At 61.9% G+C, this 13,651-nt stretch carries 14 protein-coding genes; 5 read left to right on the forward strand and 9 right to left on the reverse strand.

The genetic code is table 11. The features are described 5' to 3' along the window. Positions 1-63: 63 nt before the first annotated feature. Positions 64-783, reverse strand: a complete 720-nt coding sequence (locus tag EHW12_RS24955) for a DUF6319 family protein (RefSeq protein WP_030537011.1) — start codon at positions 781-783, stop codon at positions 64-66. A 161-nt stretch (positions 784-944) separates the two neighbouring features. Here EHW12_RS24955 and EHW12_RS24960 point away from each other — a divergent pair, with 161 nt between their 5' ends. Continuing rightward, on the forward strand, positions 945-2,090 hold the full coding sequence (locus tag EHW12_RS24960) for an adenylate/guanylate cyclase domain-containing protein (RefSeq protein ID WP_081377516.1): 1,146 nt from the start codon (positions 945-947) through the stop codon (positions 2,088-2,090). Between the two features lie 4 nt (positions 2,091-2,094). On the opposite strand, the gene EHW12_RS24965 is transcribed toward EHW12_RS24960, so the two are convergent. Then, complete coding sequence (locus EHW12_RS24965; protein WP_058226560.1) at positions 2,095-2,745, reverse strand: TetR/AcrR family transcriptional regulator; 651 nt, start codon at positions 2,743-2,745, stop codon at positions 2,095-2,097. A gap of 56 nt (positions 2,746-2,801) precedes the next feature. On the opposite strand from EHW12_RS24965, the gene EHW12_RS24970 reads away from it, so the two are divergent. Beyond that, a complete protein-coding gene (locus EHW12_RS24970; protein ID WP_125051983.1) occupies positions 2,802-4,346 on the forward strand; it encodes an MFS transporter in 1,545 nt (514 codons plus the stop codon). Here EHW12_RS24970 and EHW12_RS24975 read toward each other — a convergent pair. After that, positions 4,334-4,846, reverse strand: coding sequence for an Lrp/AsnC family transcriptional regulator (locus EHW12_RS24975; RefSeq protein ID WP_054831433.1), 513 nt, complete (start codon positions 4,844-4,846; stop codon positions 4,334-4,336). The two genes, EHW12_RS24970 and EHW12_RS24975, sit on opposite strands and share 13 nt — an antisense overlap. A 195-nt stretch (positions 4,847-5,041) precedes the next feature. On the opposite strand from EHW12_RS24975, the gene hppD reads away from it, so the two are divergent. Next, positions 5,042-6,247, forward strand: a complete 1,206-nt coding sequence (hppD, locus tag EHW12_RS24980) for a 4-hydroxyphenylpyruvate dioxygenase (protein WP_125051985.1) — start codon at positions 5,042-5,044, stop codon at positions 6,245-6,247. A 6-nt stretch (positions 6,248-6,253) separates the two neighbouring features. Here hppD and EHW12_RS24985 read toward each other — a convergent pair whose 3' ends face one another. The 5 genes from EHW12_RS24985 to EHW12_RS25005 form a co-directional block, all read right to left on the reverse strand. Continuing rightward, positions 6,254-6,904: an NUDIX hydrolase gene (locus tag EHW12_RS24985; RefSeq protein WP_125052724.1), complete on the reverse strand. Its 651-nt coding sequence runs from the start codon at positions 6,902-6,904 to the stop codon at positions 6,254-6,256. Further along, on the reverse strand, positions 6,901-8,187 hold the full coding sequence (locus EHW12_RS24990; RefSeq protein WP_125052726.1) for an adenylosuccinate synthetase: 1,287 nt from the start codon (positions 8,185-8,187) through the stop codon (positions 6,901-6,903). The genes EHW12_RS24985 and EHW12_RS24990 overlap by 4 nt, the downstream gene beginning before the upstream one ends. 12 nt (positions 8,188-8,199) lie before the next feature. After that, entirely contained in the window at positions 8,200-9,186 is a 987-nt protein-coding gene (locus EHW12_RS24995) for a hypothetical protein (protein WP_042924860.1), read from the reverse strand. 5 nt (positions 9,187-9,191) lie between these two features. Continuing rightward, positions 9,192-10,223, reverse strand: coding sequence for a hypothetical protein (locus tag EHW12_RS25000; RefSeq protein ID WP_125051987.1), 1,032 nt, complete (start codon positions 10,221-10,223; stop codon positions 9,192-9,194). A gap of 84 nt (positions 10,224-10,307) precedes the next feature. Then, positions 10,308-11,207, reverse strand: coding sequence for a LysR family transcriptional regulator (locus tag EHW12_RS25005; RefSeq protein WP_063315783.1), 900 nt, complete (start codon positions 11,205-11,207; stop codon positions 10,308-10,310). Between the two features lie 188 nt (positions 11,208-11,395). Here EHW12_RS25005 and EHW12_RS25010 point away from each other — a divergent pair, with 188 nt between their 5' ends. Both EHW12_RS25010 and EHW12_RS25015 read left to right on the forward strand, forming a co-directional pair. Then, on the forward strand, positions 11,396-12,034 hold the full coding sequence (locus EHW12_RS25010; protein WP_125051988.1) for a hypothetical protein: 639 nt from the start codon (positions 11,396-11,398) through the stop codon (positions 12,032-12,034). Beyond that, the gene (locus tag EHW12_RS25015; protein WP_007732641.1) at positions 12,031-12,807 is read left to right on the forward strand and encodes an SDR family NAD(P)-dependent oxidoreductase; all 777 of its coding nucleotides are present in this window, start codon (positions 12,031-12,033) and stop codon (positions 12,805-12,807) included. Before EHW12_RS25010 ends, EHW12_RS25015 begins: the two co-directional genes overlap by 4 nt. A 15-nt stretch (positions 12,808-12,822) precedes the next feature. On the opposite strand, the gene EHW12_RS25020 is transcribed toward EHW12_RS25015, so the two are convergent. Then, positions 12,823-13,584, reverse strand: a complete 762-nt coding sequence (locus EHW12_RS25020) for an SDR family oxidoreductase (protein WP_125051990.1) — start codon at positions 13,582-13,584, stop codon at positions 12,823-12,825. Positions 13,585-13,651 lie beyond the last annotated feature (67 nt).

A 13,651-nucleotide genomic window follows, 5' to 3' on the forward strand; every position in this document is an offset into this window, starting at 1 on the left:
CGCCGGTAATCTCCCCGCTGCAAAAAACGCATACCCCGGAAAGTGCGGACCTACGCAGCGTTTCTAGTCGGTAGCTCCGAGCGCTTCGAGCATCTTGCGTGCCTCCTCGAGCTGACGACTCAACTCGTCGACTCGCGCTGCAGCCATGTCCCGTGCAGCGACGATGATGGACTCGACAGCCTCGATTGCGGTGGGCTCACCCAACTCGCGGACAGCTCGCTCGACCGCATCGGGTGCGACCGGAACTGCTTTGCCCGGACGCTTGGCGCCCTGTGTGACCGTCACGCTCCAGTCGTTGTCCGCGCCGGCATGGATGGTGACGCTGATACCGGCCGGCAGTTTCTTCGCACGCTTGACGGCCGGACGAGGTGTCGCGGCAGGGGCAGCAGTGGCAGTCGGTACCGGAGCGGGTGCAGGCTGCGCACGCGGCTTCGGTCGAACAGGCTCTACGAGTGGCTCCATCAGGGGCTCGGACTCCACAACTGGTTTGGGCCGTGGCGCCGGTTTGGCCGGTGCCGCGGAGACGCGGTTTATGCGCAATTCCTCTGCCTCGAAAGGCAATTCGTCGTTGACGCCTTTGGGGCGGATCATCACGGTGTTGCCGTCCACCGACACGACTTTCGCCGAGGTACCGGCTTCGATCCCCAAGCTGGGGGTCGCCTCGCGCAGATAGACGGTGGCGCGCTTGCCTTCGGCGACAGCCGTGGCGAGCGCTGCCAGATTGTCCGCAGTGAGGTGATCCGGCGTTGATGCGGCAGCGCCGGAACGTCTACGGGGTGGCATGCGCAGGTCCTTTCAGAAGTATCTCGTGCGTTTCGGTATCGACAGTGCTTTTCTCGGGGCAACTCTTGCACAAGCCACCGACGTGTTGACTCTCACCGCCCGCCTGAGCCCGAGGATCCGTAGGCGGTTCGGCCAATTCAGTACTGTTCTCGGGGCACCGCGTGGAAGATGGTGGACAGAAATTCGTTGCGGCAAGAAGGAGCACGGTGAGCAGTTCGGAGTCAGAGTGGATCGACGAGGTCACCGAACCCGCCCCTGCTGAATCTCACGCTGCCGAATCTCACACTGCTGATCCGGTCGACGTCGATGCTCATCTGCTCAGCCGGATTCAAGCCGACATCGAGGAGTCCCTCCTCGGCGGACCGCGCTGCTTCACGCAATCGCAGATCGCGGAATTCGCCGGTGTGACACGCGAGCGTGCCGATCGTTTGTGGGTCGCGATGGGCTTTGCCGTCGACGAGGATCCCGACGCCGTCATGTTCACCCAGCAAGACGCCAACGCCCTCAAGACGATCATCGACATGGTCAATCGAGGAGTCATCTCGCAGAGCAGTGAGGTTGCTGCCGCCCGTTCACTGGGGCAGTCGATGTCGAGGTTGGCTGAGTGGCAGGTCTCGCTGATCAGCACACACATCATCGACCAGCTCGCCGACTCGGCAGATCACGAGCCCGAAGCGATCCGGAAGATCGTTCTGCGCCTCGGCGCCGAGATCATTCCCGCTGTCGAATCTCTGCAGACGTACGTGTGGAAGCGCCACGTCGCGTCCTCGACGGGACGCAACGTCGGAAACCCGGGCGAAGAAGTAGCGAGTCGTGTTCTGGTCGTGGGTTTCGCCGACATCGTCGGGTACACCTCGCTGACCCGCGGCCTCGACTCCGCCGAACTCAACGATCTGCTCGAGCGGTTCGAGTCCGCGTCCACCGAAATCATCGGTCGCAACTACGGCTGGGTGGTCAAGACCGTCGGTGACGAGGTCATGTTTGCCGCTGAAAGTCCCCACCACGCCGCCGAGATCGCTTTGCAGATCCAGCAGGCGGTCCTCGCCGATCACGACGATCCGCAGCTTCGGGTGGGTCTGGCCATGGGGCCGACGTTGGTTCGCTTCGGAGATCTCTACGGTTCGGTGGTCAACAAGGCCGCGCGTCTCACCAGCTCTGCTCGTCCCGGCACTGTGCTGATCGACTCCGAGCTGGCCACCCAGCTCGGCTCGGACGCCAATTTCAAACTGCGACACCTTCGTCCGCGACGAGTGCGCGGCATCGACAGGCTCGAGCAGTACGTGCTACGCCGCAATCTGGAGCCGTGAGCTCTCAGCTCGACACTCCGCGTGCAGCCAGAAAGTCGTCCACGATCTGCTCACACGCAGCCTCCCCGAGAGGCGTCAGCGTGGCCAGCTTGGTGAGCACCAACGGTCCGACCAACTGAGCAAGTGCGACGTCGTAGTCGTACTCCCCCAACGCGTCGATCGCGTCCGGCGAGCGCAGGATCCGATCGAACGCGTGTCGGTACTGCTCGAAGACCGTCTGGCGCAGCGATCGCAATTCGGGCTTGTCCGCGGACAGGGCATCGACGCTCGAATAACCCTTCAGTTCCGGCCCCAAGCCGAGCCAGCACATCGCCGTCACCTGGATCGGTGCGCTTTCGATGGCCTTGGCCTGACTGGTCAACAACTCGAGCAACTGCGCGCGGAGGTCACCTTCCCCGGACATCTCCGGCACCGGCGGCAGTAGACGTGCAAATGCCGCGGCGAGTAACTCCGTGCCGCTGTCGAAATGGCGGTACAGCGTCGCACGCGCGACGTTGGCCAACTTGGTGACGGCATCGATCGTCACGGCGTCGACGCCGCCTTCTGCCAGCAGCGTGGTCGCTGCGTCGAGCAACCTGGACCTGGAACGCTGTTTGCGCGGGTCCTCGTCGTTTCCCTGCTGTTCGATTCCCTGCTTGTCGATTCCCACCGTCACAACTTCAGTTATACCCACTTGGGGGTTGTGGAACTGCTGTTCTTGTAACGATACTGATGGTCTTGTTTCTATCGGGAGGTTTCGTGAGTAGCGATACGACGCTCGAACAGTCCACGTGGACCATCCGACAGATCTGGATGCTGACGGTCGCGTGCTGCGCCGTCGCGCTGGTCGTCGCAGCGATGGCCGCGCTCAACACGGCCCTTCCCGACTTGGCCCGCGATACCGGTGCAACACAGAGCCAGCTCACGTGGATCGTGGACGGGTATACGCTCACGCTGGCTTGTCTCTTGTTGCCGGCGGGCGCACTCGGCGATCGATACGGTCGACGAGAACTGCTCATGTTCGGACTACTCGTTTTTGCTGCCGGCTCGTCGATTCCGGTCTTCGCGGACGAACCGTCGTGGGTCATCGTCTCCCGCGTGATCTCCGGCGTCGGCGCCGCGTTTGTCATGCCGGCGACGCTGTCTCTACTCACTGCAGGTTTCCCGCCGGCGCAGCGTGCCCGCGCCGTCGGAGTCTGGTCCGGCGTCGCAGGGTCCGGTGCAATCGCCGGACTCGTCGTCTCCGGGCTACTCCTCGAAAAATGGTCCTGGCATTCGATTTTCGTCAGCCTGGCCGTCGTCTCAGTTCTCATCCTCGTGGTGTCGTTCACGATCGTGACGTCGAAGGACACGGAGGCAACTCCACTCGATCTACCTGGTACAGCGCTGATCGCCGGCTCGATTGGCCTGTTCGTCCTCGGGATGATCGAGGCGCCCGCCCGTGGCTGGCTCGATCCGGTGGTTCTCGCATTGCTGATCGGCGGAATCGCCATGACAGCAATCTTCAGCTGGGTCGAATTACGCACTCGCCACCCACTTCTGGACGTCAGACTGTTTGCCAATCGTGCATTCGGCAGCGGCGCGGCGTCGCTGACCCTGCAATTTCTGGCGACCTTCGGCCTGTTCTTTCTGATCGTGCAGTATCTGCAACTGGTGCTCGACTACTCCCCTCTGCAATCTGCGCTAGCCCTTATGCCGATCGCCGTGCCGGTAATGGCCCTGTCCGTGGTTGCGCCCCTGCTGATTCCGCGTATCGGTCTACGCGCCCTCACCGCAACCGGAGTCGCCTTCCTCGGAACCGGAATTGCACTCCTGACGCGCTTGGATGCCAGTTCGACCTATGCCGAAGTCTGTGTTCCCTTGGTAGTGGCCGCCATTGGATTGGGTTTGTCGACAACCCCCGCCACTGCTGCCATCGTCTCCAACGCACCGGACTCCAAACAGGGGGTTGCCTCAGCAGTCAACGACGCAACCCGTGAGATCGGCTCCGCCATCGGCGTTGCACTGGCGGGAAGTATCCTCGCCGCCGGCTACGGAAATCACGTCCAGCCCGCGGTCGACTTGCTACCCGAACCGGCCAAGGAGCCGGTATCCGGTTCTCTGGCCGCAGCTCTCCACGTCGCCGAAGCAGCCGGGCCGCAGGGTGCCCAGTTGGCCGAATTCGCCCGTGAAGCCTTCATCAAAGGCATGGATCAAGGAGCACTCATGCTCGCCGCGATCATGTGGGTATCCGCGATCGTTCTGGGATTCTGGGCTCCGGGTCGTCAGCGAGACTGATCGTCGTGTCTATACGCGGGAGCTTTTGTCGTCTGCTTCGACTGCAGAGTCTGCAGTAGGGGCATCGACCGGAGCGGCACCACAACCGAGAGAACCATGACGCTGGTCGACCGGGTGGCTATCCCCGACCGATTCAGTTCGAGCAGCGTCGCTTGCAAATCCTCGTGCGACGCAGCGGCAATCCGGCACAGCACGTCGCCGGAGCCGGTGGTGGCAAAGGCTTCGAGCACACCGGGGATTGCCTCGAGTTCCGCGGTGACGGTGTCGAGCGCCCCCTGGGCGATCTGCAAAGTCACGAATGCTTGTACTCCGAAACCCGCTGCAGCCAAATTGACGTGCGGCGCGTATCCGGCGATGACGCCCGCATCTTCCATCCTTTTCAATCTCGCCTGCACTGTCGCCCGCGCAACCTTGACCTGACGCGAAAGCTCCAACGCACCGGCTCTCGGGTGCTTGTTCATCGCGTCCAACAGAGCCAGATCCACTGCGTCGAGATTCACGTCCGCTCCACTCGTCGTTCAACTATGCAAATTGCCTACAAAACAGTGCCACCATCTTCGCATTCCGGCGCTGTGTCTACTTTCAACTACCTCCGTTGACTACCCAACCTCTGAAGGACTTATCTGTTTGTACCGGCAGTGCCGAACATGACTCGAGCACCGCGCTGTGTACATCGCACTCAGAGGGGACTCACCATGACCGTCGAACAGACTCTCACCGACGACGAACAGTTGGCCGGCCTGGATCTGGAGCAATTGCGCCAGTTGGTCGGCTTGGTCGAGTACGACAGCGATCACGATCCCTTCCCCGTGAGCGGTTGGGACGGCCTCGAATGGATCGTCGGAAATGCCACGCAGACTTCACATTTCTTCCAGTCTGCGTTCGGCATGGAATTGGTGGCCTATTCAGGCCCGTCGACGGGAAACCGCGACCACCACGCGTTTGTACTCAAAAGCGGGGCCGTGCGGTTTGTCGTCAAAGGTGCTGTGGATCCGGCAAGTCCGCTGATCGAACATCACAGCCGTCACGGCGACGGTATCCGCGACATCGCGCTCAGCGTCCCTGACGTGGACAAGTGCATCGCACACGCCATCACCCAAGGCGCGACAGTGTTGAGCGAACCGCACGACGTCACCGACGAGCACGGCACCGTTCGCCTGGCCAGCATCGCGACGTACGGCGAGACTCGGCACACCCTCGTCGACCGTTCCCGCTACACCGGCCCTTACCTTCCCGGATACGTCGAACGGACGTCGTCGTACCGCAAGCGTGACGGCGCGCCCAAGCGAATCTTCCAGGCCCTCGACCACGTCGTCGGCAATGTCGAACTCGGCAAGATGGACCAGTGGGTCGACTTCTACAACCGGGTCATGGGATTCACCAACATGGCCGAGTTCGTGGGCGGCGACATAGCCACCGACTACTCCGCGCTGATGAGCAAGGTCGTCTCGAGCGGCAATCACCGAGTCAAGTTCCCACTCAACGAACCTGCCATCGCGAAGAAGCGGTCACAGATCGACGAGTACCTCCAGTTCTATCAAGGTCCCGGCGCTCAGCATCTCGCACTTGCGACCAACGACATCCTCGGAGCAGTCGACGCTCTGGCCGACGAAGGAATCGAGTTTCTCTCCACTCCGGCTTCGTATTACGAGGATCCAGAACTGCGCGCGCGTATCGGAGAGGTTCGAGTTCCGATCGAGGAATTGCAGAAGCGAGGCATCCTCGTCGACCGTGACGAGGACGGCTATCTTCTTCAGATCTTCACCAAGCCGATCGGAGATCGTCCCACCGTGTTCTTCGAGATCATCGAACGCCACGGCTCACTGGGATTCGGGTTGGGAAACTTCAAAGCCCTGTTCGAAGCGATCGAGCGTGAGCAGGCCGCGCGGGGCAACTTCTGAGGTAGGTCAGCTGTTTTCGGTCCACGCCCAGACCACCGCGGGTCGCCCGGTGGCACTGACCCGGACTCGTTCGTCCGTACGTTCCAGCCCTGGCAACGCTTTGAGCGTCCGGTTCAAATTGCCCGGGTCCGGACGCACACCGGAAAGCTCCTCCGCCACGGCCAGCGCGTACGACGCCGGAAACGACGGACCCAGTAGTGCCCCTGTGAATGCCTGATCTCGCCACAACAGGGTGTCAGCAAGGATCGGGCGGGTATCGGCGACTATCCGATTGTGGTCGAACGCAAGGTCCCCCGGGTTGTCCCAGCTCACCCATTCGGCCGAACCCGGCACCTCGTCCGACGAGATCACTGCCCACATGGTCACCGAGAGCGTCGGACCGCGGGGGTCGCGATTGGGTTCGTCGAACACGGTCAATTGACCGCTGACGAGGATCTTCTCGTCGGGAATTCCGAGCTTGGTGGTCACGGCTCGCCTGGCGGCGTCCTGCAACCGCTCACCGGCGCCCAGCAGTACACCGGGCAGCGCCAACTGCCCGGTGTACGGCTCCGCTTGCCGCGGAGTGACGGCAAATCGCAACATCCCGGGTTCCGGATTGCCGAACCGGAGCGCGATGACATCGATCGAGACAAGTGACTGGTCCACACCGTCCATCATGCAGGCACTGGGCATCGCATCTGACGATCGACCCGGTCGGCACCGTTCGCGGTCAGCACTACCGGCGCACCCATTTCCTCGCTCAGATACCGGGCGAAATCCTCCGGGTCGGCCGGAAGTTCCTTCGGCACGACCCCTACGGCTTTCAGGGAATCTGTCAGCGCCTGCTGGTGATCGAGATCCTTCCACTCTCCGACGGGAACGAACGGCAATCCTTCGTACGCGTGCACCCCGTGGATCGGGACGCCTGCAGCCCGCGCGCGATCCATCGCGTCGAGATGAGTAAGCGCCAAACCGTCGACGCCACCGCTCACCTCGATTGCGTAGTGCAACAACAACTCGTCGAGGTGGCCCGTCCGGAATCCGCCTTGATACTCACCCGTCCCGTTGTGCAGCTCGGGCAACACCTTCGCCAGCTCCGGATCCTCCGTCGGGAAGGGCCCAGCTCCGTGTCGTGTCATGTACGTGCGGGTGACGCCGAGTACGTAACTGTCCCGCCCCAACTCGTCGATCATCGCTCGCGCGTTGGACGGCTCGACCGTCGACCACGTGGTGTGTGGGTGAAACCCCCGCCACTCGTCGAGAAGGACACCTTGTGCCCCCTCGAATACCAGACGACCACGGGCACCCAACGCGCCCAGCGCATCCGGGTCGGCGATGTCCACGACGGCACCGAATTCCGCGTACATGTCGACCATGTCGTCGATCGGCGGAAAACCGTGGCGACTCTCCGCGATCAACGGTCCGTAGAATGTGGCCGACGCCGACAACTTACGACGCAAGGAGTCAGGTCGCCGGCAGTCTCCCACCGTAGGCGCATTCGCAATTTCGAGCGCATACGCCGCGGTCTCACCGATCCCCTTGCCACACGAGCCGTGTCGGTTACCGCCGCGAGCATCCTCACGGGCCCTGTTGGCGGCCACGTGAATCGGCGTCGTCAACAATGCGCGCGCGTCGATCCGTATCAGATCGAACGGATTTCGAACTCCGAGCGCTTCCAGAGCACACGCCTCCCGGGCGAGGGCGATGGGCTCGACCAACACGAATCTCGAGAGAAACGTCGGGACGCCGGACAGCGTTCCCGAACCGAACTGCGAAAACGTGTGGTGGTACTCGCCGACCGTCACGTTGTGCGCTGCCTGTGCCCCACCGTTGAACCGGACCACTGCGGCCACACCCAAATCGGCTTGGTCGGAGCAAAGCCAATCGACGGTTGCTCCCTTCCCCGCATCTCCGAACCCGAGGTCTACGACGACGATATCGCGGTCTTCGAACGGCTCCATCATGCTCTCCTTCTATGCGAAATCGACATCGTCCGTATCGGTTCCGAGATCGTGGGGCAACCCGGCCACCGTCGCGGTGCTGCGCCCTGGGATCACAGCGAGAGCCTTGCCGACGGTCTCGGCTTCAGCTCTTGAACCGATGTCGCGGAGATCCGCCAGTCCGTCACGCAGGTCGATGCGGTCCTCACCGATTCCGACCGTCAGCGCGATCAGTTCGCACACCGCAGCGGGGTCGTCGAGTTTGACGAAGCGTTCACCGAGCAACTTCTTCCAGTGATCCGCGATTTCCGGATCGTTGAAGTACGACGACTGATCTGGCAGAACGAAGTAGACATTCCATCTTTCTTCGAGTTCACGGTAGATCGACGAGACCGATACGTCCTGACGTACCTTGTCGCCGATCACCGAACGGATGTGACGAGCCGAGAGCCGCGGCTTGTTCAGCTCGTCGCCGATGATGAAGAGGTAGCCTTTCCTTCCGCGCTTCTCCCAGGCATCCGTACTGGTGTGGCGCGCCATGAAATATGCTGCCAATTCATAGCTTTCCGACTTCTGTCCACCACCGTTGCCCTCGAGGAAGATGGTCCGAAGCTGCTCGTCCATCGCGTTACCCGACTCGAACTGACCGACTTGTAGTGGCACCTGATCGGAATCGGCGTCGCCGATACCACCGAACAGAATCTGCGGATCATCCGCGTATCCCTTGCGTTGCAGCAGCCCGTGCAGCTTTCCGAGCTTGTCCTGCATGATTCGAGGAACAGCGCCCATCGAGCCGGTGACATCGAAAAGCACTGCTATCGGGAGAGAATCGGGGTGCCCGGCCGAGTCTCGGCATTCACGCTTGTCGACGCCGAAGGGGTCGAGGGTCGGGTCCGCTTTCCAACTGCTTCGCGGACGCGACCGAAGCGAATCGGTGTAACCGAAATCGTCGACACCGCGTGCGGCACGAAAAGTCTTGCCCGCCAAATAGGTGTTGTCGTCCCAGTTTCCGTAGCCCATGACAATCACTGTCCTTTCGTGGATGGAACGGCGAACGGACGAAATGTCCGCTGGCCATAGAGAAGATCGAGGAGTTCGTCGAACTCACCCAGTAGGTCGACCGCGTCGGGACGCAATCTCGGGTTGTCCTGCATGCAGCCGTCGGCAAACACCTTCATCCGTTCGTGGGTCTGCTCGCCCAGCATTCGGAGCATCAAATGATGAGCCATGTAGACGTCCCAGGCCGGAGACGCTCCTTCGCCGAGTTCCGGTGGGTACGAATCACGATCGGAACCGATCGTCGCCACCGGGCGGCTGCCCGTACGGGTGGCAAAGGACCAGCCGACCAGCACCACCCCGTGCCGATCAGGCTCGATCAGCACGTTCTCCGCGGTAATCGCCGTGTGCACCCAACCAGTCGCATGCGCTGCTGCCAGAGCCCGAAGTAGCCGTCGGTGCATCCACGCCCAGTCCCGTGGATCGAGGCCACCTGGATACGCCTCACGGACGTCGGCGAGACTCACAAAACCTTCGGTCAGATCGTCCAACACATCGATCTGACGTCTCGTGCCGCTGCCCACATGGGTGATTTGATCGATCAATCGCGGGAAGTACGAGACTGCCCAACCGGCTTCGCACGAATTCTCGATGTCCGTCAACACATTCCGTTCGGCCTCGATCATCGAGTTCGCCCGAGGGTCTCGCGGAATCTTCAGTACGACACCGGCATCGGACCGGTACAGGTTAGCGACCGAGCCGCGCGCTACCAATCCACCCAACGTGTACTCGCCCCGCTCGCCGACATAAACGGGTCGAGAATCTGCCGGCTCGAACTCCGCTGTCCAACTGCGGTAAAGCTCGTTCAATCGAGATGTTGCGGCCGAGTATCGCACCCGATCTTCGGGCTTCACCCGGTCCGGATGAATGGCTGAGGCGAGCCGATGAAAACGACGCTTTGCAGCGCGACGGGTGTCGAGATCGCTGGAGTCCCCCCCGAACACATCGGCCGAAACTCGTGCTGCCTCGACGATTTCAAGTGCCGTGCTGATCGTTTTCATGGTTTTAGTCTAACCGACTAAAACCATGACGGCAAGAATGCGTATTTCATCCGAGTACATGCGCATCACATCAGGACACGGCAATCACCTGTCGGCACCGAGGGCTGAAACAGCTTTGCGTAGCTCGATCACTGCCGGACTGCTGTCGCCCTCACGGGTACACAGATCGATCGAACACTGCTCGATGTCGGAAATGCGCACGAAACTGATATCCGAGCGGGTGTAGTACTCGGCAATGGTTGCTGCCGTTATCACCACCGCCCGACCGTTGGCGACAACCTCGAGCGCTTCGTCCATCGTGCGGACAGAGGGACCGTACCGGACGGGTACACCACTGGGGCGCGGGTCCACCGACCACCATTTCACCCATTCGGGTGGCGCACCGTCACTCGAAACCTGCACAGTCCCATCTATTTCAGAAATCTCGATGCTCGTACGGCCCGCCAGTTGGTGTCCTCGAGGCAGGGCCACCACCCGCGGTTCGACGCCGATCCGTTCGAGCACCACACCGTCGAGCACCGGCAGTGGAGGGCGCACGAAGGCGGCATCGACGGTCGCGCTCGCCACCGCGGAAACCTGTTGGGACCAGTCCAATTGGACCAGCTCCACCTCCGCATGCAACGAATCGATCACCGCACGTCCCAAACTTCCGGCCGCCCCGTTGATGAATCCGATCCGCAACCGCCTGGCCCGCCGACGCTCGAGTGCGTCGAGCCCGTTCATCGCGCGAACGGCGAACTCGAGAGCGGGCCGCGCATCCGCGACGAACACCTCACCCGCGGCGGTGAGCACCACCGGGTGCGAACTGCGATCAACCAACTCGACACCCACCTGTTCCTCGAGTCGACGAATCTGCTGACTGAGAGCAGGCGCCGTGACGAACAACCGGTCTGCCGCTCGGCCGAAGTGCCCTTCCGCCACGACGACGAGCAACGAGGACACCAACCGCAGATTCAGATCTTCACCTCTTCTCGCCTTTTTCATTACCGTCCATTCGGTTGTCTTAGGCCGCTGTTCGCCAGCAAAGTGATGAACATCACGGTATCTGAACAGCGGAGTTAAGCAAACCGGCAATTGTCGAACGAAGTTCTACATGTACAGCGAATGCCACGTCAGGTCACAGTTGTCGCAGATCCGGACAGCCCGCCGAATCCGCGAAACCAGGAGATGTGATGAGCAAGTACGAGCACGAATTCGTCCACATGATGGATGGCGTCGAAAAGCAATTGGGAACCATCGACAATCCGCGGCACCAGAAGATCCTCCGAAACTACCGGCGCCACGCATTGCTCGAGGTCTCCGGTCGTTACAAGGAAATCCTCTCGCCCGACATGACCGTAGAAGAACCCGTCTACCGGTTGTTCGAAGACGGGCAGTCGATTGTTCTGGACGGCATGGACGCCGTCACCAACTTCTACCAGTCACTCGCCGAGACGGACACCCTTGTCATGTGGACCGGACAGTCCGACTTCGCGGTCTCCGACAGCGGATTCTCGGGTGAGACTCTCTTCAGTCAATTCGTCCCAGGATCGATTCTGGGAGACGGGGTGTTCGGCGCGGTGCACGAATCGGGTGGATCCACCCCCGCAGCCCCCGAACAGTCGTCGGACATCGACCCCGACGGTTGGTATCTCGTGCGTCGGACCTTGGCATTTGTCTGGCCGTACGACGAGCAGGGGCGACTCATCGGTGAGCATGTCTACGAAGATTCTGCTTCGAAAGTCGTGACCAAGGTGGACCCGAGCGAGGTCATCACGGCGGCGCGCGCAGCCGAACTGCTTGCCCCACTGCTCGAAACGCACCTGCCGTGAGCGCGCCCGTAGCCATTGTCACCGGCGCAGCTGCCGGGTTGGGCGCCGCTATTGCCGAGCGCCTTGCGGAGGACTTCGGCACCCTGCTTCTCCTCGACATCGAAGAGGCTGCACTCGCCGACACCGCAGCACGCCTGGAAAGCCTTGGCGTAGCAGTCCACACGGCACGATGCGATGTTCGACGTGAAGGTGACGTCAAGAACGCCTTCGACGTGGCTGCATCGGCCGGAAGCCCGACTGCACTCGTCAACGGCGCCGGAATCGGCGTCTTCACTCCGTTCCTCGAGATCACCGAAGACCAGTGGGACAACACCTTTGCGGTGAACACCAAGGGCAGCTTCCTGATGTGCCGCGAATTCGTGAGCAGAACCGAGGGTCCGGCAGCGATCGTCAACATCGCGTCGATCGGTGCCCGCTTGGGCGGTGACATGCTCGCGCACTACGGACCGTCGAAGGCCGCCGTGATCGAGATGAGTCACAGCGTCGCCCGGATCGGCGCGACTCGAGGACTTCGCTCGAATACGGTCATGCCCGGGCTGATCCTCACCGACATGTGGCTTCGAACCATCAAGGAACTGCGTCGACGCGATCCCTCGCTCACAGATGTTTCCGATGCTGACGTCTTCGATTCTTTTGTCGCACAGATGGTTCCGATGGGTCGAGCTCAGACACCCGGAGACATCGCCGAGATGGTCGCCTTCTTGCTCAGTGACAAGGCTCGCAACGTCACCGGCCAGACGATTGCCGTCGACGGCGGCGCCGTGATGACCTGATCGGGTCGATGGCGGTCAGCCCCAGCGCGACTGGCCGCCGTCGAGCGGGATCGTGGCACCCGTGAGGTACCCGGCGTCTTCGCTGACGAGGAAGACGACGGCACGACCGATGTCGGCCTCGGGGTCTCCGACGCGTCCCAGCGGAATACCTGCGACAAATGCCGCTGCCTCTTCGGGATTCTTGTCCATCCACCACTGCAACGCGGGAGTCTTGGCGTGCGGGGCAACATTGAGAACGCGAATGTTGTCCTTGCCCCATTCGCAGGCGGCAGCGCGGGTCAACGAGCGCATGCCTTCTTTGATGGAACCGTAAGCGCCGTAGTTACTGGCATCCCAGCGCACCGCCGCCGAGGTGACCATGTTGATGATGACGCCACCGCCACGACTGTTCATGTGGGGGTACGACGCCTGCATCATGCGCAGGGTGGCGAGCGGCCCCGTCGCGAAGGAACGCTCGAAGTCTTCGTCGAGCACGCTCGAGAGTGGGCCGGGCTTGCAGTCGTTGGCGTTGTTGACCAGGATGTCGATTCCGCCGAACAGTTCGACGGTACGGTCCACGGCGTCGGTGATGTCGTCCTTCTTGCTGACGTCGCAGACCACCGCCTCACCGCGCGCACCGATGTCAGCCAGTAGTCCGCACGTGGTGTGCAACTTGGATTCGGTGCGGCCGGAAACGGCGATCACGGCGCCCTCTTTGGCCAAGGCCAGGGCAATCCCCTGCCCGATTCCCTGACCCGCACCGGTGATGAGTGCGACTTTGCCTTCGAGCTTGCCCATGTGACCACTCCAATGTCCGTCGACGCAGAGGTCCCTTTTGCGGGAGGGACCGGTCGATTCTGGTGAC

The organism is Rhodococcus sp. NJ-530 (assembly GCF_003860625.1).
GTDB lineage: Bacteria > Actinomycetota > Actinomycetes > Mycobacteriales > Mycobacteriaceae > Rhodococcus_F > Rhodococcus_F qingshengii.